Genomic DNA, 22127 nt, shown 5'->3' on the forward strand with positions numbered 1-22127 from the left:
AGCCTGCAATCCGCTCCGGATCAGAAGGAGCGCGGCTGGGCCAGGGCGCCCTGCTTCTCGACCAGGCGCAGCAGGATGCCTTCCAGCGGGTCGCCGATGGCGTCCGACCGGCAGGGGCTGCCGTTCTGGCCGGCGGGGGACCGGTAGCCGCTGACGAAGGCGCCTTCGTAGACGCACTCGAACCGCTCCGCCACGGCGCCGCGCAGGCGGATCGAGAAGCCGATCAGGGGCGTGCCGAGGCCGCGGCTGCCGCACATGTTGCCGCCGGTGATCCAGGGCGTCTCCCAGCCGTTGGCGGTCAGGCCCTTGTACTCGATGTCCTCGGGCGACAGGCCATCCACCGGGGTGATGGAGAAGGCTTCGATCCACAGCCGCTGCCCGACGGCGCCGGCCCAGTTGGAATCGGCGAAGCGCAGGTCGCCGTGGCGCTGGACGTGGGCCAGGATTTCGGCGCGCGGGGCGCGGGCGGCCCCGATCGGAGCGGACACGACCGGGGTGGCGACCGGAGCGGCGGCGACGGGAGCCGGAGCCACGGGGGCCGCGGCGGCGGGCGTTCCGACGGCGGGCGTTCCAACGGCGGGCGTTCCAACGGCGGGGGCCGCAGCCGCCGGCTGGGCGGCTCCGCCCGGCACGTCGTCGATGCGGGCGAACTGGAGCGACAGCAGCGCGTTCGTGCGGTCGATGTGCTTGTAGGAGCTGAGGATCAGGTTGGCGGTGCCGCCCGCGACCTTGATGATGATCGTGTCGCCCGGCTTGGCCAGCCAGTTGCCCGGGACGCTGGAGATCATCTCCACCGTGACGCCGGCCTGGCCGTTGGGCGCGGCGGCCAGCTGCACGCTCGGCAGCGGAAACTCGCCCGGCGCCGCGGCCGAACCGCCGCCCGTGACGATCAGGGAATAGAAGCCCGGCGCCAGAGGCAGGGTCTGCGCCGTGGCCTTGATCTGGCTGGACTGAGTGGCTTCTGCGGACGCAACGCTACCGATCATCGACGACCCCCCGCGGGCGTGAAAGGTTGAAAAATCGTGAACGGGCGCTTCCAAATCCGTCATAGGACCGGAAGGCCTGTTATCAGGCCGAAAGGAAGTAGGCCTTTCGATTGCTACGCCATGCACTGTGCGAGCGTCAAGGATACCCAGGAGCGTGTCGTTGATTGTCGCAGGGTCGAGTCCGAGTGGCAGCCGGTGGCCTCCACCCGCGCTCCGGATCCGCTCGCCCAGCGCCCCCAGGTCGAAGGCGGCGACCTCCAGCCCGGCGCGCCAGGCGGTGGACAGCGCGTAGCACCAGGTCTCCGGCGAGATGGAGGGCAGGAAGGCGAGATGGGCCTGCTGCGCCCGAACCAGGGCGACGGCTTCCTCTTCCGAAAAGCGGCCGGTCACGAAGATGCGCCCGGTCTCGAAGAGCGGCGGATCCTCCTCGCTGAAGCCGACGACCACGAACTCCAGCGGCAGGTCGCGCGCGGCGGCGTCCCGCGCACAGGCGAGCAGGACCTCGTAGCCCTTCTGGATGCCGACGGCGCCGATGGTGCAGACGCGCCAGCGTCCCCCCGGCGGGCGCTGCGGCCGGGCCCCGCGAGGCGGCTCCACCGCCTCCCAGGGGCGGACGTCGATGGGGCGCGGGGCCATATGGAGCAGGTCCGTGTGGCGGGCCAGGCGGGCGGCCACGTCCCGCGTCGGGACCGTCACCCGGCGGGCGCCGGCGACCAGGGCGCGCGTGCGCCGCCGCAGCGCGGTCACCGTCAGGTCCGGGTCGGCGCGGTCGTCCGGGTCGGCGGTGCAGCGCTCGCAGGCGGCCAGATCCGGCTCCCCGCAATAGCGCCCGGCGCCGTCCACCAGGTTCACGCGCGGGCAGATCAGCCCATAGTCGTGGACGGTGACGTCGTAGGGCACGCCGAGCCGTCCGGCGAGGTCGAGCACGGCGGGATCGTGGCCGAGCGTGTGGTGGATCTCCACCGCCGCCGTCCCGGCCTGCCGCAGCGCCGCCACCAGCTCGTCGAACTCGGCCCGCGTGCGGAACACCAGGTCGCGCAGGTCTGGCCGGTCCGTCACCTCGATCCGGCAGCGCCGTTCGGGCGGATCCGCCTTGGCGCCATCCTCCTCGTCCTCATCATCGGGCCCATCCTCATCGGGTGGCGCGTCCGGATCCTCGCCGGTCTCCGGGGACAGGCGCAGGACGCGCCAGCCCTCCGCGCGCAGCGCCGCGATGCGCTCGGCGACGAAGCGCGCGACGCCGCCCCGGCCGGACAGCGTGACCAGCAGGACGGCCGGCGGGCGCGGCGCGGCCTCCTCGGCGGCCCAGCGGGCGAGATCCAGGCGGCGCCGCGCCGCCAGCAGCGGGTCGGCGGCGATGAAGTCCTGCACCAGCGCGTCGTAGCCGGGGTGCAGCCGTTCCAGCAGGCGGCCGTTGCGCGCGGCCAGGATGGCCTTCTGCCGGCCGAAGGACCGGCCGCCGACATGGGCGACGAAGACGTCGGCCGCCCCCAGGTGGCGCCAGCCCAGGCGGCGGGCGCGCAGGCAGAAGTCGTTCTCCTCGCCGTAGCCGCGCCCGAACAGGCGTTCCTCGAAGGGGCCGGTCTCCTCCAGGCAGTCGCGGCGGATGTACAGGCAGAAGCCGACGCCCACCGGCAGCTCGGCCCGGACGCCGGTGTTCACCGCGCGGGCCGTCCGGTCGAGCCGCGCGGTCTCGTCGAGGGTCGGGGCGGGTGGGCGGACGGTGCCGGAGGGGTAGCTGAGGATGGTGGCGTCGTTGGACAGGGGCGTGACCGTGCCGGCGTCGTGCGAGCCGTGGGCGGCGGCGCGCAGGCGGGCCAGCCAGTCGCCGGCGACCAGCGTGTCGGCGTTCAGCAGGACCACGTCGCGGTCCGGATGCAGGCCGAGGCCACGGTTGACCGTCGCCGGGAAGCCGAGGTTGCGCTCGTTGCGCAGCAGGGTGATGCGCCCCGCGGCGGCAAGAGCCGCGAGGTCGCGGGCGAGGTCCGGCTCCGGGCCGGCGTCGTCGATGACGATGACCTCGTGCGGCGTGCGGTCCTCCCGCGCGGCGGCGAAGACCGAGCGCAGGCAGGCCAGCGTTTCCTCCCGGCCGCGGTAGACCGGGACGATGACGTCCACGATGGGAGAGGGAAGCCGGCCCTGCGGCCGGCGGGCCGGCGGGGGCTCGACCGGCGTCGGCCGGCGCTCTGGTGCCTTCTTGTCCCGGCCCGGCCCGGGCCAGGGCAGGGGGCTGCCGGCGAGCGGCACGTCCCCCGGCCCGGCGGTCACGCGCAAAAGGCCGGGTTCGAGCCCGCTGCCGTCCAGGTCGAGCGTGAAGGCATAGTCGCCGTCCTCGATCCCGAAGGCCTGGGCGGCCTCCATGGGCCGGTCGGTGGCCAGCGTGACGGAACGGCCGGCGGAGTCGCTGACCCGCACCGTCACCCGCTGCGGCGGGTCGCCCGGGCACCAGGCCCAGCCGGACAGGCGCGAGTTCCCATCCGCAGCGTCCTCGATGACCGCGCTGCCCTCGACGGCGGCGTGGCGGCGCGGGTGCAGCGGCGCGCCGAGCAAGGGGCGGCCGTCCAGCGTGACGGACAGCGTCTCACCCTCCGCCTCCGGTCCCAAAGGCAGGGTGAAGCGGATGACGCCGGCCGCCGGGTCGGGCTGGCCGTAACGGTGCAGGAAGGACGGGCCATCGAGGGCCAGGAGGGAGCCCCGGCCGGACTCCACGCGCAGGACGCTGCCCGCCCGGATCCGGTCCGGGTGCAGCGCGCCGACGATTCGCAGGCCGAGGTCGGCCGATGCCCATCCCGCGGCAGCACCCGACCGCAGGGCATGGTCGGCGAGATCCGCCAGCATGGGGGCCACGCCAACGGGGAAACGGTGCAGCAGCCGTTCGACGAGCGGGACGAAGCGGTCCATCGCGCCGAGCCGGGCCAGGGCTTGGCCGAGCACGATCGACGCGGTCGGGGTGGGGGCCCGCTCGGCCACCGATTCCAGCAAGGGCGGCACGTCGCCGGGGCGGTCCGCCGCGACCAGCAGGGCGGCGAAGAAGGCCTTGAGCGCGATGTCGTTGGGGGCGAAGCGGGCGCTGCGTTCGGCCCAGCGCAGGGCCTCGCCGAGATCGCCGCGGGCGATGGCGCAGCGGGCCAGCCCGGTGGCGCCGTGGCTGTGGCTGCGGTCGTCGCGCAGCAGGGCGCGGGCTTCGCGCTCCGCCTCGGCCCAGCGGCCGTCGGCGATGGCGCGTTCCAGGGGTCCTGGATCGGGTTTCGGCTTTTTCGAGGAACTCATGCTTGCGGATCACCCTTGCGGGCACGGGACGGGCCGCGCCTGCCATGCCCCCTCGGGGCGCCCCATGATGAGGAAGCCCGAGGGAAATGCACGGCATAAAAATGGACCTGCCGATTGCTCGGCAGGTCCATCAGGGTGCTGCAGGGGCCTTCTTATCAGACGGCGAAGTTGCTGGCGGTCAGGTTGGTGACGCCGGCAACCGTGATCTGCGTGCCGTCCGACAGGGCGATGACCGAGCTGCCGCCCGACACCGTGACCTTCGCCGCGACCTGGGCCGCGGTGAGGCCGTAGCCCTGGACCGCGATGAGGTCGGAGCCGGCGGTGAAGTCGCCGATGACGTGCTTGCCGCCGCCGAAGACGGTGCTGAACACGAAGATGTCGTTGCCGGTGCCGCCGAACAGCGTGTCGTTGCCGACGCCGCCGACCAGGGTGTCGTTGCCGGCGAAGCTGCCCAGGAGCGCGTTGCCGCTCTTGGAGGTGGCGCCGATCAGCAGGTCGTTGCCCGAACCGCCGGCGATCGTGGTGTTGCCCGAGCCGCCGAACAGGGTGTTGTTGCCGGCCGCGGCCGCGATGGTCGAGTTGCCCGAACCACCGATGACCATGTTGGAGCCGCCGACGACGTTGATCACGGCGTTGCCCGCACCGGCGCCGATGGTGGCGTTGCCGCCGCCCGCGATGACGGTGTCGTTGCCGGCCGCATAGACCTTGTTGTTGCCGCCGACGAGACCGATGAGGTTGTTGCCCTCACCGGCGGTCAGCACGTTGTCGCCGGCCGCGGCCACGACGGTGTCGGCGCCCGTGCCGCCGAGGATGGTGGCCGAACCGCCCGTGACGGTCGAGGTGCCCAGCAGCTGGCCGTTGGCGCCGCCGACGATGGTCTGGTTGGCGCCCGTGCCGGCCTGCAGGATCGTGCCGGCCTTGTCGTTGGCGACGAGGAGCTGGTTGTTGCCGGCGCCGCCGATCAGGGTGACCGGGGCCGTGTTGTCGGAGGCGATGACCGCGCCGCCCGAAACGGTGGACAGGGCGTAGGTGGCCCCGGACACCGTGGCGTTGACGATCGCGCCGCTGTTCAGCTTGGTGGAGTCCACCAGGCTGGTGTTCTTGAGAATCGCGCCCGCCAGCGTGGAGGGCGCGGTGGCGTTGGAGATACCACCCGTGACCGTGGTGACCGTCGACATATTCGAAACCCCCGCAAAAGCGAATAAAACTTATGCCTAAGGGTCGGATACCATTGGTAATCCTTTTTTGCAAGTGCGGAATGGAACATGTCGTTGGAGTGACCACCATGAGGTTACCCATGTCACAGGACAGTGCTCTCCGCGGATAATGTTTCATTTCAGAAACGTTAACGGGCGGTTGCGCGAACCCCTGATGAGGGCTGGGGACTCACGCCTTCGGGCATCCGGCGGTTCATGTCGGAATTGAAGTTTTGGGTTCCGGCGGCGCCGGAAGGTCTTTCCCGCCCCCGTCTTCGCATTTCGAGGGTTGCCCGGGCGGGTGATTCGTGTCGCTCGCCGGCCGGTCCCCGAAGCGGATCGCGATCCGCCCCGGGCCGCGTCCGTGGTTCCGGCCGCCGATCGGGGCAGCCCGCTTTCGCCGCCCCCTGGCCGGCCCGGCGCGGCGCGGCCATTCCGGTCAGGTTGACAGATCCGCCAATCCCGCCTAGCTCCGGACAACGCCGCCGGGGACGCCGGCCGGCGTTGTCCGGACGACACGGGATAAGGAAGTGCCCAGCATGCTCGACCAACCGGCGGCTCCGCGCCGCGTCCTGGTGACTGGAGGGGCCGGCTACATCGGCAGCCATGTCCTCCATGCCCTGACCGACGCCGGGATTCCCGCGGTGACCATCGACAACCTGTCGACCGGCCGGCGCGCCGCCGTGCCGGAGGCCGTGCCCCTGGTCGAAGGGGACGTCGGGTCGGCCGACCTGCTGGAGCAGGTGATTCGCGGGCACGGCGTCGACGCGGTCATGCATTTCGCCGGCTCCATCGTCGTGCCGGAGTCGGTCGAGAAGCCGCTCGCCTACTACCGGAACAACACCGTCAACAGCCTGACCCTGCTCGACGCCTGCGTGCGGCTGGGGGTGGACAAGGTGGTCTTCTCCTCCACCGCGGCCGTCTACGGCGCCACCGACCGCGTGCCGATCGACGAGGAGACGCCGACCGCCCCGATCAACCCCTACGGCGCCTCCAAGCTGATGACGGAGCAGATGCTGCGCGACGCCGGGCCCGCGCACGGCCTGCGCAGCGTCATCCTGCGCTATTTCAACGTGGCCGGCGCCGACCCGGCGGGGCGCACCGGCCAGGCGACCCCGACCGCGACCCACCTGATCAAGGTCGCCTGCCAGGCGCTGCTCGGCCGGCGGCCGGCCCTGTCGATCTTCGGCACCGACTACCCGACTCCGGACGGCACCTGCATCCGCGACTACATCCACGTCAGCGACCTGGCCGAGGCGCACGTCCTGGCGCTGCTCCATCTGCGCCGCGGCGGCGAAAGCCTGACGCTGAACTGCGGCTATGGGCGCGGCGCCTCGGTGCTGGAGGTCGTGCGCACGCTGGAGGAGGTCAGCGGCGAAAAGGTCCCCGCCACCTTCGCCGACCGGCGTGCCGGGGATCCGCCCCAGCTGGTCGCCGGGGCCGACCGGATCCGCGAGCGGCTCGGCTGGGTCCCCAAGCACGACCGGCTGGACGAGATCGTGCGCAGCGCGCTCGCCTGGGAGCGCTCACTCCCAGGCTAAAAGGCGCCGTTACAGCCGCCAGAGATCCACGCCGTCCGGCACCGCGCGGCGGTCGAGCAGGCCCTTGACGTCCATCACGAGGCCCCGGCCGTCCTTCAGAAGGCCGGTGACCAGCCCCCAGCCCTCGGCCCGGTAGGCGGCGTGCGGGACGGCCAGCACCACGGCGTCGGCCGGCGGCAGGTCGCCGCGCGGGGTCAGGGCGAGGCCGTATTCGTGCGCCACCTCGTCCGCCGCGGCGAGCGGGTCGTGCACCGCCACCTCCACGCCGAAGCTGCGCAGCTCCGCCACGATGTCCACGACGCGGGTGTTGCGGATGTCGGGCACGTCCTCCTTGAAGGTCAGGCCCAGCACCGTGGCGCGCAGCGGGCCGGGCTGGCCCCCGCGGGCGCGCAGCAGGCGCTTCACCGCCTCCTGCGCGACATATTGGCCCATGGTGTCGTTGATGCGCCGCCCGGCCAGGATGACTTCCGGGTTGTGGCCCAGCTGCTCGGCCCGGTGGGTCAGGTAGTAGGGGTCGACGCCGATGCAGTGGCCGCCGACCAGCCCCGGCTGGAACTTCAGGAAGTTCCACTTGGTGCCGGCGGCGGCCAGCACGTCGCGGGTGTCGATGCCCATGCGGTGGAAGATCACCGCCAGCTCGTTCATCAGCGCGATGTTGACGTCGCGCTGCGTGTTCTCGATCACCTTGGCGGCCTCCGCCACGGCGATGGAGGCGGCCGCGTGCACGCCGGCCTTCACCACGCTGCCGTAGACCGCGGCGACGAGGTCCCGCGTCGCCGGGTCGGAGCCGGAGACGACCTTGGTGATCGTCTCGAAGCGGTGCTCCTTGTCGCCGGGATTGATGCGCTCCGGCGAGTAGCCGACCGTGAAGTCCCGCCCGTAGACGAGGCCCGATTCCGCCTCCAGCACCGGCACGCAGTCCATCTCGGTGGCGCCGGGATAGACGGTGGACTCGTAGACCACCACGTCGCCGCGTTTCAGGTGCCGCCCGACGGTGCGGCTGGCGGCCAGCAGCGGGCGCAGATCCGGGCGCCGCGCGTCGTCGATCGGCGTCGGCACGGTGACGATGTGGAAGTCGGCCCGCGCGAGATCGGCCGGGTCGGCGGTCAGGTGCAGGTTCGCCGAGACCAGATCCGCGTCCGCCACCTCGCCCGTGTGGTCGTGCCCCTCCCGCAGCGCCTTGATGCGGCGCGCGTCGATGTCGAAGGCGACCACGGGCACGCCGGCGGGCACGCCCGTCCGGCCGAACGCGACGGCCACCGGCAGGCCGACGTAGCCGAGTCCGATCACCGAGATGCGGCGGGAATGGGTCATGGTGGCGAAGGTTCCTCACGGGGAAACAAGACGGCAAAGCGAGGGGGTTTATACACGCTCCTCCTTGTTGGAGGAGGGGTGAAGTGGGCGGTGGACGCGGCGCACGCTCGCCGCCCGTGCGCGGTCGCCCTTTGCAGGAAGCCGAAATGGCCGAGCGGGCCGGACGCTGCCTGAAGTGCGCCGGGCCCGGCACGGATCAGCCATGCCCGCCCGGCTTCTTCCCTCGCTTATCGCTTGGCTTCCCAAGCCATTTCGTTGCGCTTCAGGTCGGGATGGCTCACCACCAGATGCCAGACCACCGCCTGGAAGGCCTCGGTGTGCGGCGTCACCGTCGCGGCATCGACGGTGGGGACGATGACGACGGCGTCGCCCACCTGGGCGGTAAAGCCGCCGTCCCGGCCGACCACGCCCAGGATCCTGGCGCCGACGCCCTTTGCCAGCTTGAGGGCCTCGACGATGTTGATGCTGACCTTCTTCTCGGCGTTTCCGCCCCCCACCGAGAACACCAGGACGGCGTCCTGGGGACCGATGCGGCTTCCCTCCAGCCAGTTGCGGAACGAGCTGTCCCAGCCCTCGTCGTTGATGCGGGCCGTGAGTTCGGAGACGTTGTCGGTCGGAGCGTAGCTCTCGATCCCAACGATCTTGCGGAAATCATTGACCGCATGACCGGCGTTTCCGGCTCCCCCGCCGACCCCGAGGATGAAGAGCCGTCCCCCGGTTTCGCGGACGTTCGCCAGGATCCGAACCATGCGGTCGATCGCCGACCGATCAAGCCCCTGGAGGATGCGGATGGCGTCCTCGATATAGGCGGAGGTGTAAGTGGTCGTGTCCATCAGATCCTCATACATCCGAACGGTCGCCTTCAGGCGACGGGAGAAACGACGGCGGCCGTGCCCGGCTTCGGGCTTGCCACCGGAAGGAGCCTCCGCCGCATGATCTCTTCGGCCGCCTGTTCGGCGATAAGGCGGCTGAATTCGGCGGTGTAGTGGACGTTGTCGACATAAAGGGGGCGTTCCAGCTTTTCCTGCATGTCGGCAAGCCAGATGAAATGATCACCCTCCGGCTGTTCGGCGAGCTGCCGCTCCATCAGCCGATAACCGGTTCCGGAGCGGCCGTGCCCGCCAAGCCCGTAGTGCGGCTGCAGCGCCAGATGGTGCGCGAGGTTGTAGCGGTAACCCGGCACCGGCTGCCACAGGAATATGGGCTGGACCCCGTATTCGGAGGCGAGCAGCTCGATTTCCTTCTTGTTGTGGCGGTAGCGCCGGATGACGGCGAGCAGCGCGTCTTCGGATACATCGTCCGACCAGTAAGCAGGAGCCTTTTCATCCTCGCCCGCAACCATGCGGCGGGCGGCGATGTCCAGAGCCCGTGACAGCGGCAGGCTGGTGATGAAGCACGTCAGGCTGTGCCAGTCCGGAACCGCGCCGCGGCGGCCATGAAACTCCGCCCAATGCCGTTTTTGAAAATCCTCATATAAATTGGAGAACGTGCCATAGGTGCTGGGATTGTCGTCATAAAAGAAGAAGTCGTTGAGGCCATGCAGGAATACGGCGACATCCGGCCGGATTCCTTTGGACAGCAAACGGCTGAAAAGGATCATATCCTGGGTGGAGAAATAGGCCGGGCGCCCGAAATTGTACACGCGCACCGGACGGTCTTGCTTGCCGTCCAGCGCATCCTGCAAGTAGCCGGGTATGCTCGTCCAATCCGGACCCTGGTTGAACGCCGTCGATCCGCCGAAAAAGAAGATGTTGAGGCATTGCTCGTCGGGCGGCCACTCCCCCTGGCTCGGGAGCTTGCGGTAGCCGTCAGGGGACATGTTGTAGTATTTCCCCGAATAAGCCGCGAGCTTGTGGCCCGTGAAGGCCTCGTGGCGGATCGTGGTGGCCCCGAAATGAAGGGTTTCCGCCACGAAGTCAGACCATTCCTCCTCGCGCAGCCCGTACCACTCCGCCCGGTAGGCGGCGAGTTCCCCGTCGTAGCGGGAAAAGAGGTCGATCTGCAGGCGCTCGTTTTCCGTCAGAAGCAGGGTCGGCCGGATGCGGAACACAAGCCATGCCAGGCCATTCAGCCCGAGAAAAACCCCGATAAGAACAAATAGGAAGACAACAACGCTGTACATGGCGGCGACCCGTCATCTATTCCATGATGGTCCAGTAATAATCTCCGGTGTACCCGGCCTCGGCAAAGATGGAACGCCACCCGTCGGGATAGTCGTGGGTCCGGGCCGTCAGGACCCAGTCGAGGAAAACCGCCCGCTGCATTTCGTTGAAGTACGAATCGACCTGCACATAAGCGCGCCCCGGGGCCACTCGCTCGATTTCACGCAAGGCTTCGACACAGTCCGTGCGGTCCAGGTTGTGAAGGGTGTTGATGGAAATCACCGCGGCGAAACAACCGTCGGGGAACGGAAGCCGGAGGGCGTCGCCGCGGCACAGCCGTCCCGCTGCCGCCGCTTCGGCGTGCGTCAGGGCGTATTCGGAAATGTCCAGGCCGAACACCTCCAGCCCCGGGCAGACGGTCATCAAGTCCCTGACCAGGAAGCCCTTGGCGCAACCGATGTCGAGCACCCGGTCGCCGGCCTTGAGGCCGAAATGCTCGACCATGTCCTCGGCTATGGGAATCCAGCGCCCGTCGTAACGGTACCCACCATACCCCTGCTCGCGCGGGCCATCGAAATAGGCCTGCCCGAACCGGCAGGCGATGCGAATGTTCTCTTCGGTCTGGCCGGCGTGCCGAGCCGCAAGGTTCCTCTTCGCTTTCGGATAGCGGCGCAGCAGGTCGACCTCAGCCATGACCACGCCCCACCATTTCACCGTGGACGCGGGCGATGCCCGAGGCGATGTCCATGCAGTGGAAATCCGGGAAAGCCTTGATGGCGTCGGTCACGTCGAAATGGCGGTGGGTGATCGGGTTGGCCCGTGGCGTCGGGACGATGTCCACCGGCCGCTCGAAGCCGGACACGACCAGTTCCGCCACCTCGCGGAAGGACACCGAACGGCCGGTGGCGATGTTGAGCAGGCCGGAACTGCGCCGGGCGAGCACGCGCCAGGTCAGTTCGGCCACATCATCGACATGGACATGGTCGCGCCGCTCCTCGCCTCCGCCGAACAGGGTGATGGGTTCACCCTTGGCGGCCTGCCGGCGGAAGCGATTGGGTCCATAGCCGTTGTGCGTGTCGTCGATGCCATAGAGGAGGCTCGGCCGCAGCAGCGCCAGAGGGGCTTTCACGCCGGTGCGGAGGATCAGCTCGCGCGCCAGATGCATCATGCCGTGAAAGCTCGACGGTTCGCAGCAGGACCGTTCGGTGACGGGGTTGGCATCGTCGCGGTAGACCGCGTCCGAGCTGATGTAGACGAGGTGGGCCGGCACGACCTTGCCCACAGCCGCTCCCACCGCCTCGGCCATGCGGAGGTTGGCGAGCATGGTGCCCGCGTCGCGGCCGCGGTCGGGTGTCAGCGCGCTGACGAACACCACGGAGTCCTGCGGCCGCAGCAGCGCCGCAAGACGGTCGGCCGCGTCCGGCGCCAGGAGGCTGAGATCGGCGGAGGACAAGCCGACCGCCTCGCTCCCCCCTTCGGTCGCGCGCCGCAGGATGGCGCGGCCGACGAAGCCGGACGCCCCGAGCACGACGACGCGTTCAGGCCGGCTGTCGGCGGAAAGATGGTGCTCAAGCATCGGCTTCGGCTCCGAGCATGGAAAGGGGCGCTCCCAGGCGTATGTGGATCAGGCCGGCGTCGCGGCACGCCGCGGGATCCAGCACGCCATAGGGATCGACCACCGTCCGGCCGGCCAGACGGCCGGCGATGAGGGTTGGGTCGAGGTCGCGGAATTGGCGCCATGGGGTCATTATGACCAGGGCGTCGGCACCGTCGCAGGCATCGAGCGGATCGGCCGCCCCCACGGCCCGGGGCGCGTTCGCCGCCGAGGCCGGAACCACCGGATCATAGAGGCGCAGGTCCGTCCCGTGCAGATGCGCGATGAGGGCCAGCGACGGCGAGTTCTTGATCGACGCCGTGTCTTCCTTGTACGCCAAGCCAAGCACCGCAATCACGGGGTTGCGGCGACGCGACAGAACCTCGGCGTGCAGGACGCGCAGGGCCCAGTCGCGGCGGTGACGGCTGTTGTCGAGAAAGGCCCGGATGACACCGGCATCGGTGCCCTCACGCTCCGCCAGCCCGATCACCGTGGCCAGATCCCGCTCCAGGTTGCCCCCGGCGATGCCGAGCCCCGGCGCCAGGTAGGAATACGGGCCGATCCGCCGGTCCAAGCGCAACGCCGGCACGATCTCCTGCCACACGGCACCGACCCGTTCGCACAGTTCGGCCAGGGTGTTGGCGACGCTGACCGAGGCGACCAGGCAGACGTTGATCGAGATCTTGGCCAGCTCGGCGCTTTCGAAGCGCATCGGCAGGATTGGGCAGCCGAACGCCTCCAGAAAGCTGCGGTAGGCCGGCGCCAGCGGCTGTGCGGCGTCGGCGCAGCCGACGATGAAGCGTTCGGGCTGGGTGGCCCGTTCCACGGCGCGTCCGAAGATCAGGGTCTCGACCTGATAGTAAAGGCTCCGCCCGGATCGCTGACGGCTCCGGGTGAAGCCGGGGGGCACCTGGCTGAGGATGACCAGGGACGCGTCCGCCGCCAGGGCCGGCTCGACCCGGTCGAGCAACGCCCGAATCGGACCAAGATCGCTGGCGCCGCTGTCATCGGTCGGGACGTCCGGAGCGATGTAGACGACTCCGCACCCGGCCAACGCACCCGCGTCGGCGGTGAAGCGCAGACGCTCGCGGTTTTCGGCGAGCAGTTCGGGCAGGCCCGGCTCCACGACCGGCAGGTCGCCCCGCTCCAGGGTGGCGATGCGCTCGGGATCCGGATCGAAACACACCACGTCGAAGCCTTTCGACGCTGCGGCAATGCCCGACACCAAGCCGAGGTGGGTCATGCCGAGATAGGCGATGGTCGGTTTCATGGCATTCGCGCCCGATTCCCTGGGATAAAGGCCTTGGCCGAATGGCCGCCGGCCGACTGTGGCAAGCCCCGCTTACCGTTCTCTTAACTTGTCCCTTCGGGAATCTCCACATGCGACATCCGGGCGCGAGCGCGACGCTCCGCCCCGTCATGGCGATCCACCGTCAAGGAACAGTCCCCGCGTCTCAAACCCGTTCGGCGGCGTACAGCCAGTCCAGGCCGATGTCGTTGTCGGGCACCGGAACGGTGCGTGTCGACAGGATCGTCCCCGCAAAACCACGGGAGCGCAGTCCGCGGGCGATCACCTCGTCGTGCAGATAGGCGGTGATGACCACCGCCTCCACGCCATCGAGCGCTTCGGCGGACGGCAGGGCGATGGGAATGCGGTGAAAGGGGTCGAACAGGGCGAAGCCGGCAAGGCCCGGCGTGTCGTCGAGGGCGACGCAGAAGCGACGGCACCCGGCGACGGCGTTGACGAAGGCCTGCGCCTGCGCGGTCGCGCCATAGACGGCAACGGCGCCGCCGATGGCGGCGAGCCGGTTGCGGGCCGCCGCGATCCGGTCCTGAAAGCGTTGGCCGAGTTCCGGCCCGGCTATTCCCGCTTCCGGCCGGCCCACCGGGGACTCCCGCGGTTCGTCCGTGGTGAACAGAACGCCGAAGTCGTGCCCGTCCTTGATCCACTGATGCTTCACCGGGCGCAGGCCGGCACGCGCCGCCAGATGGCAGAAGCCTTCGAGCGAGAAGTACTGCACATGCTGAAGATGGATGTCCATGAACGCGGCGGTCCGCTCGACCCAGGCGCCGTTGGGCACTTCGAGATAAGCCGAGCCGCCGTCGCGCAGGGTGGCCCGGATGGCGCGCATCAAGGCATAGGGAGAGGACACATGCTCCAGCACCTGCCGGCAGATCACGAAATCCGCCGTTCCGGGGCGGCCTTCGGGCGGCAGGGGGGCCTGCACCAGCGTGATGTTCGCTTCGGGCAGCATGTCCGGCCGAAGCGAGCGGTTGGGCTCGTACACCGTCACCATGCGCGACCGCGGCGCCAGGATGCGGGCGAGATGGCCGGCTCCACAGCCGACCTCGACGACGTCGCCGCCCGCCTCCTCCAATCCCAACCAGCCGATGAGATCCTGCAGGCGGCCGATCATCGAAGGGTGCACGGGGACGTTGGTGAGCGGTCCGTCCCCATACAATGCGTCGGCCAGGGCATCGTCGAACCCGGCGTTGAACAGGTGGCCGCACGCCGTGCAGGCGACAAGGCTGAGGTCGATGAAGCGGTCGCCGGATCGGCCCGTCGATGAGTCGGGCTGGACCTCGGGCTGGACGTCGGCCGGTTCCAGCCGCCTGACGGTGCGGAGAGGGACCTGGGCGCGATGGACGGGGTGCATCCGCGAGGATGTGCAGACGGGGCATTGCTCAAGCATGGGGGTATGATACGGCCTTTCGCCTCAACGCACCATCCACTCGGCAGCCGGGCCACTCGGAAATCGCCCACCCGGCAAACGGGAATTCACATCTCATTAAGAATGAAGAAAAGATAATGGAGAAAATATTTTAGCTACCGCATCAACGCCTCTTGTACGGACAGGACGATTGAAGAGTCTCTTGAACCGCCTGTGGACGGGTGTTCTGTTCGTCACCGTGGTGCTGACGGCCGCCCTGATTGCCAGGCTCCTGGGGTGGGATCCGTTGCGTCTGAAGCGCGCACCGGCGGCCGCAACCTACTGGATCGACCGATCTTCCTCCCGCACGGCCGCCGACACGATGGCACGGCTTCATTGAACGACCGGACCGGCTCCATGCGCATTCTCGGCATCTCGGCCTATTATCACGACAGCGCCGCCGCTCTGGTCGATGACGGCCGCATCGTCGCCGCGGCGCAGGAAGAACGGTTCTCGCGCATCAAGCACGACCAGCGCTTTCCCCGCCAAGCCATCGATTATTGCCTGGCGGAGGCGGGAATCGGGCTTGCGCAGGTCGATCGCGTGGTCTTTTACGACAAGCCGCTGCTGAAGTTCGGGCGGCTCGCCGCCACCTACCTCGGCGTCGCGCCGCGGGGCCTGCGCTCCTTCAGCGAGGCCGCTCCGGCGTGGCTCGGCGACAAGCTGTTCCAGCGCCGAACCGTGTGCCGGGAATTGGCGCGTCTGGCCCCGGGGCGGGACTGGAAGCGCGACCTGCTGTTCACCGAGCACCATCTTAGCCACGCGGCATCGGCCTTTTTCCCGTCTCCCTTCGCGGAGGCGGCGATCCTGACCCTGGACGGGGTCGGGGAATGGACGACGACGTCGCTTGGCATCGGGCGCGGCAACGACATCACCCTGCTGAAGGAAATCCGCTTTCCCCATTCCCTGGGCCTGCTTTATTCGGCCTTCACCTATTATCTCGGCTTCAAGGTGAACTCGGGCGAATACAAGGTCATGGGGCTGGCCCCCTATGGCGAGCCGCGCTACGCATCGGCAATTCTCGACCATCTGATCGACGTCAAGCCGGACGGCTCCTTCTGGCTGGATCAAAGCTACTTTGACTACTGTGCCGGCCTGCGGATGACGAACGATCGGTTCGACACGCTGTTCGGAGGGCCGCGGCGACGGCCTGAGGAGCCTCTGACGCAACGCCACATGGATCTCGCCGCATCCGTCCAGGCGGTCACCGAGGAAGTCGTGCTGCGCCTGACCCGCACAGCGGCGGCGGAGACCGGGATGGAGAATCTCTGCCTCGCCGGCGGCGTCGCCCTCAACTGCGTGGCGAACGGCAAGGTGCTGCGCGACGGACGCTTCAAGCGCCTGTGGATCCAGCCGGCCGCCGGTGATGCCGGCGGGGCGCTCGGCGCGGCGTTGGCCGCCAGCCACATGCTCCACGGCCTGCCGCGCCGTCCGGAGGAAGACGGCGATGCCATGTCCGGGGCTTACCTTGGGCCGGCCTTCTCCGACGAGGATGCGATGACCCGCCTGTCGGCGGTCGGGGCCCGATTCGTGCGGCTGGACGACGAAGCCCTGCTCGCCCGCGCCGTGGACGACCTGACCGCCGGCAAGGCCCTCGGCTGGTTCCAGGGGCGCATGGAGTTCGGTCCGCGTGCGCTCGGCGCCCGCTCGATCATCGGTGACCCCCGCTCCCCGACGATGCAGAAGCTGCTCAACCTCAAGGTAAAGTACCGGGAGAGCTTCCGGCCCTTCGCCCCCTCGGTGCTGCGCGAGGATACGGCGGCGTGGTTCGAGCTGGATGTGGACAGCCCCTATATGCTGCTGGTCGCCAACGTCCGGCCGGAGCATCGGCGGGCCATGACCGCCGACGAGCAGGCCCTGTTCGGCATCGACAAGCTGAACGTGGTGCGTTCCGACATCCCGGCGGTGACCCACGTTGATTATTCGGCGCGCGTGCAGACCGTCCACGCCGGCACCAACCCGCGCTATCATGAGCTCCTGCGCCGCTTCAAGGAGCGGACGGGCTGCCCCGTGCTGGTCAACACAAGCTTCAACGTGCGTGGCGAGCCGATCGTCTGCACGCCGGAGGATGCCTTCCGGTGCTTCATGGGCACCGACATCGAGGCGCTCGTTCTCGGCAATCTCTATCTTGCCAAGGGCGACCAGGACTCCTCGCTGAAGCACAGCACGAAGGACCAGTTCGAGCTGGATTGATCCGGCTTGGAAAGGCCTTTCGCACCGCTGTACGGACCTCTCCTGACATGGCTCCCCGACATGGCTGAAATCCCTCATTCCACCATCCTGGTCGCCGGCGGCGCCGGGTTCGTCGGATCCAGCCTGTGCCTTCGGCTGAAGCGCGACCGGCCGCACAGCCGCGTGATCGCGTTTGACAACCTGCGCCGGCGCGGTGGGGAACTGGCACTGGACCGCCTCAGGGCGGGAGGCGTGACCTTCCGGCACGGCGACGTGCGCAATCCCGAGGATCTGGCGGAGGTCGGCCCTTTCGACCTGCTGATCGACTGCTCGGCCGAGCCGTCGGTGCACGCCGGCTACGGCGGCAGCCCGGCCTATGTCATCAACACCAACCTGATGGGCACGGTCCATTGCCTGGAAGCGGCGCGCCGGCACGGGGCCGACGTGGTCTTCCTGTCGACCAGCCGCATCTATCCCATCGCCGGCCTCCGCGCCCTGCCGTTGCAGCGTCGCGGCGACCGCTTGGCCGTATCAACCGGCGAGGCCGGTTCGGGCTGGTCGGCCCAGGGCATCACCACCGATTTTCCTCTGACCGGCAACCGGTCCATCTACGGCGCGACCAAGCTCGCTTCCGAACTTCTCATCGAAGAGTACCGGGCCATGTACGGCCTGCGCACCGTGGTGAACCGCTGCGGCGTGCTGACCGGTCCCTGGCAGATGGGCCGGGTCGACCAGGGGTTCGTGGTCTTGTGGGCGGCACGCCACCTCTACGGTGGTGGCCTCGGCTACAGCGGGTTCGGCGGCGAAGGCATCCAGGTGCGCGACATCCTGCATGTCGCCGACCTCTATGACCTCCTGACACGGCAACTGGCCGAGTTGGATCGCCACAGCGGCTGCGTCTACAACGTCGGCGGCGGCCTGGAGACCAGCGTCTCGCTGGCCGAGCTGACCGAGCATTGCGCACGTCGGACCGGACGGCGTCTTGTGATGGAACGCGACCCCGAAACACGGCCCGCCGACATTCCCTGGTACGTCACCGACAACACCGCCGTCAGCGCGGCCACCGGGTGGCGGCCGCAGCGTTCGGTGGACGTCATTCTCGACGAAGTCTTCGACTGGCTCGGCACTGAACGTGCCACGCTGGAATCCATCCTGGCAGGGTAAGGAGTGTCCCCATGTCCGTCGTCATCGTGACCGGATCGGCCGGCCTGATCGGCGCCGAAGCCGTCGGTTTCTTCGCGGAGAAGGGGTTCGATGTGGTCGGCGTCGACAACGACATGCGCCGTCATTTCTTCGGCGACGATGCCTCGACGGCGTGGAGCCGCGAGCGGCTGGAGCGGCGCTGGAAGAACTCCTACCGCCACGTCGCGGCCGACATCCGCGACCGGGACGCCATGGACGGCCTGTTCGCCCGCTACGGAAAGGCCGTGGCACTGGTCATCCACACCGCCGCCCAGCCATCCCACGACTGGGCGGTGCGCGACCCCTTCACCGACTTCGCCGTCAACGCCAACGGCACCCTGAACCTGCTGGAAGCGACGCGGGCCCATGCGCCCGATGCCCCCTTCATCTTCACTTCGACCAACAAGGTCTACGGGGATGCCCCGAACCGGCTGCCGCTGGTCGAGACCGGCACGCGCTGGGAACTGGCGCCCGACCATCCCTTCCATGCGCACGGCATCGACGAGACGATGAGCGTGGACCGGACGCTCCATTCCCTGTTCGGCGTTTCGAAGCTGTCGGCCGACGCGATGGTGCAGGAATACGGGCGCTACTTCGGCCTGCGCACCGCCTGTTTCCGCGGCGGCTGCCTGACCGGGCCCGGCCATTCCGGCGCCCAGCTCCACGGCTTTCTCGCCTATCTCATGAAATGCGCCGTCACCGGCACGCCCTACACCGTGTTCGGCTACAAGGGCAAGCAGGTGCGCGACAACATCCATTCCTTCGACCTGGTCAACGCCTTCTGGCATTTCTTCCAGGCGCCGCGGGCGGGTGAAGTCTACAACATGGGCGGTGGCCGGGCCGCCAACTGTTCGATGCTGGAAGCCATTGCGCTCGCCGGGCGGCTCACCGGACGGGAGATGTCCTGGACCTACAGCGAGACCAACCGCGTCGGCGATCACATCTGGTGGATCAGCGACACCCGCCGCTTCCAGGCCCATTACCCGGACTGGTCGCTGACCTACGGCATCGACCGCATCCTGACCGAAATGCACGGGGAAATGGCCGAACGGTGGGGCCGCGGCGTTTGCGATGCGGGTTCCGCCTGACGGATCAGCAGGCCCCGTCGCCCGGAAGGTTGTCGATCAGAAGGCGGGTCGATTCCGGATCGAAAATCTCGCCCAACAGATCCTTCCGTGCGCCCAGGAAGCACTGATAGCCGCGCCGCTCGTAATCCTCGTCCAGATATTGCCCATGCCATGCGTTGGGAGCGTTGACAAAGGCGACCAGCGTGTTGGGGGCGAAGGGAATGCGCTTGGCTTCGACACAGGAAATCCCAAGCGCCGAGGCGTATTGGGCTCTGTAGGGAGTGGGCAGCTCGGATGGCATCTTCGGACGGCCGGCACCCTGTTGGGCATAAAGACGGGTGCCGAGATGCTGGTGGTCGGCGTCGGAAGGCATGTAGATCAGTATGGTGATCAGCCCCAGAAGATTGTCGATGTGCGGGGCAAGATGGTGCGGGCTCCGGCGCGCCACCAGTTCGTCCTCCACCACCTCGAAGTCGGACATGGAGAAGACGTGCTCGCTCTTCGGCTCGCGGCTGTATTGGCGGGCACTGTCCGTGACCGCGTCACCCAGGCGAAGGAACACCCAGGGGTAAAGGTACGACTGCACGAAGTCCCGGAAGAAACCCCAGAATTCCCGCTGCCCGTCCGGCAAGCGGGCAATCTGGCCGGTCGCGTCGGCCGCCAGGGGCACAAATGGCTTGAAATACATGCCAAGGCATTTGTCGCTGCCTATCGGCGCAAAATGTTCGCTTGGCCAGTTTTCAATCAGCAAATTGTAATAATCATACGGGAAGACATTATGAAGATACAGATGCGGCGCGGGAAACGGGGTGCAAAACGTCTGGCTGAATCGCTCGTCGGCATGCGCGCGTAACTTCCGAAGATCGTAGACCATGGAACACCTCCGTTTCCCAAGTCGAAGGACCGTGCCGACGATGTCCGCATCAGGGGTCCTTCTGGTAGCACCCCTGACAGGCTTGCGGAATGTTGCCGTCGAGATGGGCGGCGCGGAACCGGCGGTAACTTTCGCCGGTCCAGGTTCCCGTGAAGTCGTCCGCATCTCCCAGATCGAGCACTTCGGGCGTGGCGATGGTGCAGCACGGGACGACGCGCTGGTCCGAGGAGACATAGGCGCGCTCGAACGGCCAGGGGCACAGGGTCTCGCGGGACCGCGTGCTGTACTTGCTGGTGACGGTCCAGAACGACACGGTGATGCCGAGCGCCCGCCCCCGTTCCAGCAGCCGGAAGCAGGTCTGGGTGTCCACACGCCCATCGACCCCGATCTCGGCGTTGCGCCGGCCCCACTCGGCCTGTCCCCAGTCGGTCAGCGTCAAGGACAGGGCCAAATCCTTGAACCCCATCGTCGCCGCCAAATCGACGAAGGCGTCGAGCTGGTGGACGTTGCCCGCCTGCACGACCACCCACATCTTGGTCCGCGACACCCCGATCTGGTCGCAGTACGCGTTGATCAGGCGGCAATTCTCCACGACGCGTTCGAACACCGAGCCGCGGCGTATCCCTTCGAAAACCTCCTTGGTGGCCCCGTCGATGGAGATCTGCACCTCGTTCGGGTCGGCGTCGATCAGCCGGCGGTAATTGTCGTGCAGGTGCAGCAGCGAGGCGTTGGTCGTCGTCCGCACCCATATGTGCGAGCGCCGCGCGTGGCGGATCATCTCGAAATAGTCGTCGCGCTGCAGCAGCGGCTCGCCCATGCCCTGAAGCTTGATTTCGACCAGCCCGTACTGCTCGTCGACAAGTCGCTTGAAGGCGTCGAGCGGGAGGTCGGCGGCGCGCCGGCCCTTCGGCCAGTCGCTGACCTGGCACATCACGCAGCGGAAGTTGCAGCGGCTGACGTTCTCGATGTCCAGCTTGATCGGCAGGTAGTCGAGGTCGACCTCGCCGCGGCGAGCGCGCTGGTATTTCTCATAATTTTCCCGGCGACGCGGATCGTGGGCCAAAGCCAGCTCCAGCTCGCGCCGGTATGCGGCCAGCCCCATCGAGGGCTGGGGCGTGGGAAGGCTGCCCGGACCATTGCCGGCTGTCGGTTGAAGCGGGGTGCCGGTCACGGTGGGAAAGCCTCCAGAGCGTCGCGGCCCAGGCGGCCGAGGACGCTGTTGAGCCAGATGTCCGTCTCGATGTTGTGGCGACCTTCGGCGCACAGTTCCTTGAAATGCTCGTACTCGATCGCCCAGGTCGGATCGGGCTGCACCAGCGTGACCGTCTCCTCGGGCGGACGGCCGCTGGGCAGAACGCGCCGGCGCATCGTGAAGGAGCTGGGCCCCCACTTGCACAGCGATTCGATGTGGGCGCTGCCTTTCTCGGCGAAGACGTCGGCGACGAAATGGTTGCGCCAGCTCACCAGCGACATTTCGACCTGAATGGGCAAATCGCCATTGCGGGCCAGGACGATGTGGTCGAAGGAGCGGTTCTCGAAACGGTCGGCGGCGATGACCCGAAACCCGTCCTCGCCGGCGGCCCCGATGCGCTCGCCGAACCAGAACAGCAGGGTGTCGAGCAGATGCGAGCCCAGATCGGGCAGAACCCCGGCACCTTCGTCCCGCCACACGGAATTGTACACGTCGCGCACCGTCCCGTTCCCATAGAACAGGCGCACGTGGAAAATCCGGCCGAGAACACCGGAGTCGAGCACCTCCTTCATGCGCACGAAATGCGGCTCGAAGCGGTGGTTGTACGCCGTGTAGCAGCTGGTCCGGCGCGCCACCGCCAGGTCCGCCAAGGCCTGCAGTTCACCCTCGTCGGCGGTCAGCGGCTTTTCGACAAGGACGTGCTTGCCATGCTCCAGCAGGTACCGGAGGATCTCCATCTTGGGAGCATCGGGCGTGCACACCAGAGCCGCATCGTAGGACTCCGGCGGCACCTCCTCGACCCTGCGGAAGTCGGCCGGGGCCACCGGATCGACGGTGGCCACCACGTCCGTACCGGCAACGGCCCGGCGCTTGCGCCCCTGGATGCCGAGGCCGACGACAATCGTGCGCATTTTCGCCCTCCCTCC

The 22127-nt window shown here is 68.3% G+C and carries 17 protein-coding genes; 5 read left to right on the plus strand and 12 right to left on the minus strand.

Annotation, left to right across the window (positions count from 1 at the left end):
* Positions 1-20: 20 nt before the first annotated feature.
* Together J2851_RS20130 and J2851_RS20135 are read right to left on the minus strand one after the other, a co-directional pair.
* On the minus strand, positions 21-4256 hold the full coding sequence (locus J2851_RS20130) for a glycosyltransferase (protein WP_209768410.1): 4236 nt from the start codon (positions 4254-4256) through the stop codon (positions 21-23).
* A gap of 155 nt (positions 4257-4411) precedes the next feature.
* Positions 4412-5434 carry a calcium-binding protein gene (locus tag J2851_RS20135; RefSeq protein WP_209768411.1) on the minus strand — a complete coding sequence of 341 codons (1023 nt, stop codon included), beginning with the start codon at positions 5432-5434 and terminating at the stop codon, positions 4412-4414.
* 557 nt (positions 5435-5991) lie between these two features.
* On the opposite strand from J2851_RS20135, the gene galE reads away from it, so the two are divergent.
* The gene (gene galE / locus J2851_RS20140; RefSeq protein WP_209768413.1) at positions 5992-6993 is read left to right on the plus strand and encodes a UDP-glucose 4-epimerase GalE; all 1002 of its coding nucleotides are present in this window, start codon (positions 5992-5994) and stop codon (positions 6991-6993) included.
* 9 nt (positions 6994-7002) lie between these two features.
* On the opposite strand, the gene J2851_RS20145 is transcribed toward galE, so the two are convergent.
* From J2851_RS20145 to J2851_RS20175, 7 genes are all read right to left on the minus strand, one after another.
* Positions 7003-8307 carry a nucleotide sugar dehydrogenase gene (locus tag J2851_RS20145; RefSeq protein ID WP_209768416.1) on the minus strand — a complete coding sequence of 435 codons (1305 nt, stop codon included), beginning with the start codon at positions 8305-8307 and terminating at the stop codon, positions 7003-7005.
* 227 nt (positions 8308-8534) lie between these two features.
* Complete coding sequence (locus J2851_RS20150; protein WP_209768419.1) at positions 8535-9140, minus strand: SIS domain-containing protein; 606 nt, start codon at positions 9138-9140, stop codon at positions 8535-8537.
* A 29-nt stretch (positions 9141-9169) separates the two neighbouring features.
* Positions 9170-10429, minus strand: a complete 1260-nt coding sequence (locus J2851_RS20155) for an SGNH/GDSL hydrolase family protein (protein ID WP_209768422.1) — start codon at positions 10427-10429, stop codon at positions 9170-9172.
* A 16-nt stretch (positions 10430-10445) separates the two neighbouring features.
* Positions 10446-11102 (minus strand): class I SAM-dependent methyltransferase, encoded by a 657-nt coding sequence (locus J2851_RS20160; protein WP_209768425.1) that lies wholly within the window; start codon positions 11100-11102, stop codon positions 10446-10448.
* Complete coding sequence (locus J2851_RS20165) at positions 11095-11985, minus strand: NAD-dependent epimerase/dehydratase family protein (RefSeq protein ID WP_209768428.1); 891 nt, start codon at positions 11983-11985, stop codon at positions 11095-11097. Before J2851_RS20165 ends, J2851_RS20160 begins: the two co-directional genes overlap by 8 nt.
* Positions 11978-13273, minus strand: a complete 1296-nt coding sequence (locus tag J2851_RS20170) for a nucleotide sugar dehydrogenase (protein WP_209768431.1) — start codon at positions 13271-13273, stop codon at positions 11978-11980. Before J2851_RS20170 ends, J2851_RS20165 begins: the two co-directional genes overlap by 8 nt.
* Before the next feature lie 184 nt (positions 13274-13457).
* Positions 13458-14660 carry a class I SAM-dependent methyltransferase gene (locus J2851_RS20175; RefSeq protein WP_209768435.1) on the minus strand — a complete coding sequence of 401 codons (1203 nt, stop codon included), beginning with the start codon at positions 14658-14660 and terminating at the stop codon, positions 13458-13460.
* Positions 14661-14877: 217 nt separating this feature from the next.
* Here J2851_RS20175 and J2851_RS20180 point away from each other — a divergent pair, with 217 nt between their 5' ends.
* Genes J2851_RS20180 through J2851_RS20195 form a run of 4 tightly spaced genes read left to right on the plus strand, consistent with a single transcriptional unit; the run spans position 14878 to position 19156 of the window.
* Positions 14878-15054, plus strand: a complete 177-nt coding sequence (locus J2851_RS20180; RefSeq protein ID WP_209768436.1) for a hypothetical protein — start codon at positions 14878-14880, stop codon at positions 15052-15054.
* A 17-nt stretch (positions 15055-15071) separates the two neighbouring features.
* Entirely contained in the window at positions 15072-16907 is a 1836-nt protein-coding gene (locus J2851_RS20185) for a carbamoyltransferase family protein (protein ID WP_209768438.1), read from the plus strand.
* A gap of 60 nt (positions 16908-16967) precedes the next feature.
* Entirely contained in the window at positions 16968-18050 is a 1083-nt protein-coding gene (locus tag J2851_RS20190; protein WP_209768440.1) for an NAD-dependent epimerase/dehydratase family protein, read from the plus strand.
* An 11-nt stretch (positions 18051-18061) separates the two neighbouring features.
* Positions 18062-19156 carry an NAD-dependent epimerase/dehydratase family protein gene (locus J2851_RS20195; RefSeq protein ID WP_209768442.1) on the plus strand — a complete coding sequence of 365 codons (1095 nt, stop codon included), beginning with the start codon at positions 18062-18064 and terminating at the stop codon, positions 19154-19156.
* 4 nt (positions 19157-19160) lie between these two features.
* Here the strand turns inward: J2851_RS20195 and J2851_RS20200 are convergent, their stop codons facing one another.
* From J2851_RS20200 to J2851_RS20210, 3 genes are read right to left on the minus strand one after another with little or no spacing between them, the layout of a single operon-like run.
* Complete coding sequence (locus J2851_RS20200; protein ID WP_209768444.1) at positions 19161-20009, minus strand: hypothetical protein; 849 nt, start codon at positions 20007-20009, stop codon at positions 19161-19163.
* A 49-nt stretch (positions 20010-20058) separates the two neighbouring features.
* Positions 20059-21180, minus strand: a complete 1122-nt coding sequence (locus tag J2851_RS20205) for a radical SAM protein (protein WP_209768446.1) — start codon at positions 21178-21180, stop codon at positions 20059-20061.
* Entirely contained in the window at positions 21177-22112 is a 936-nt protein-coding gene (locus tag J2851_RS20210; protein WP_209768448.1) for a Gfo/Idh/MocA family protein, read from the minus strand. Before J2851_RS20210 ends, J2851_RS20205 begins: the two co-directional genes overlap by 4 nt.
* Between the last annotated feature and the right edge of the window lie 15 nt (positions 22113-22127).

The sequence above is a fragment of the Azospirillum rugosum genome (genome assembly GCF_017876155.1).
GTDB lineage: Bacteria > Pseudomonadota > Alphaproteobacteria > Azospirillales > Azospirillaceae > Azospirillum > Azospirillum rugosum.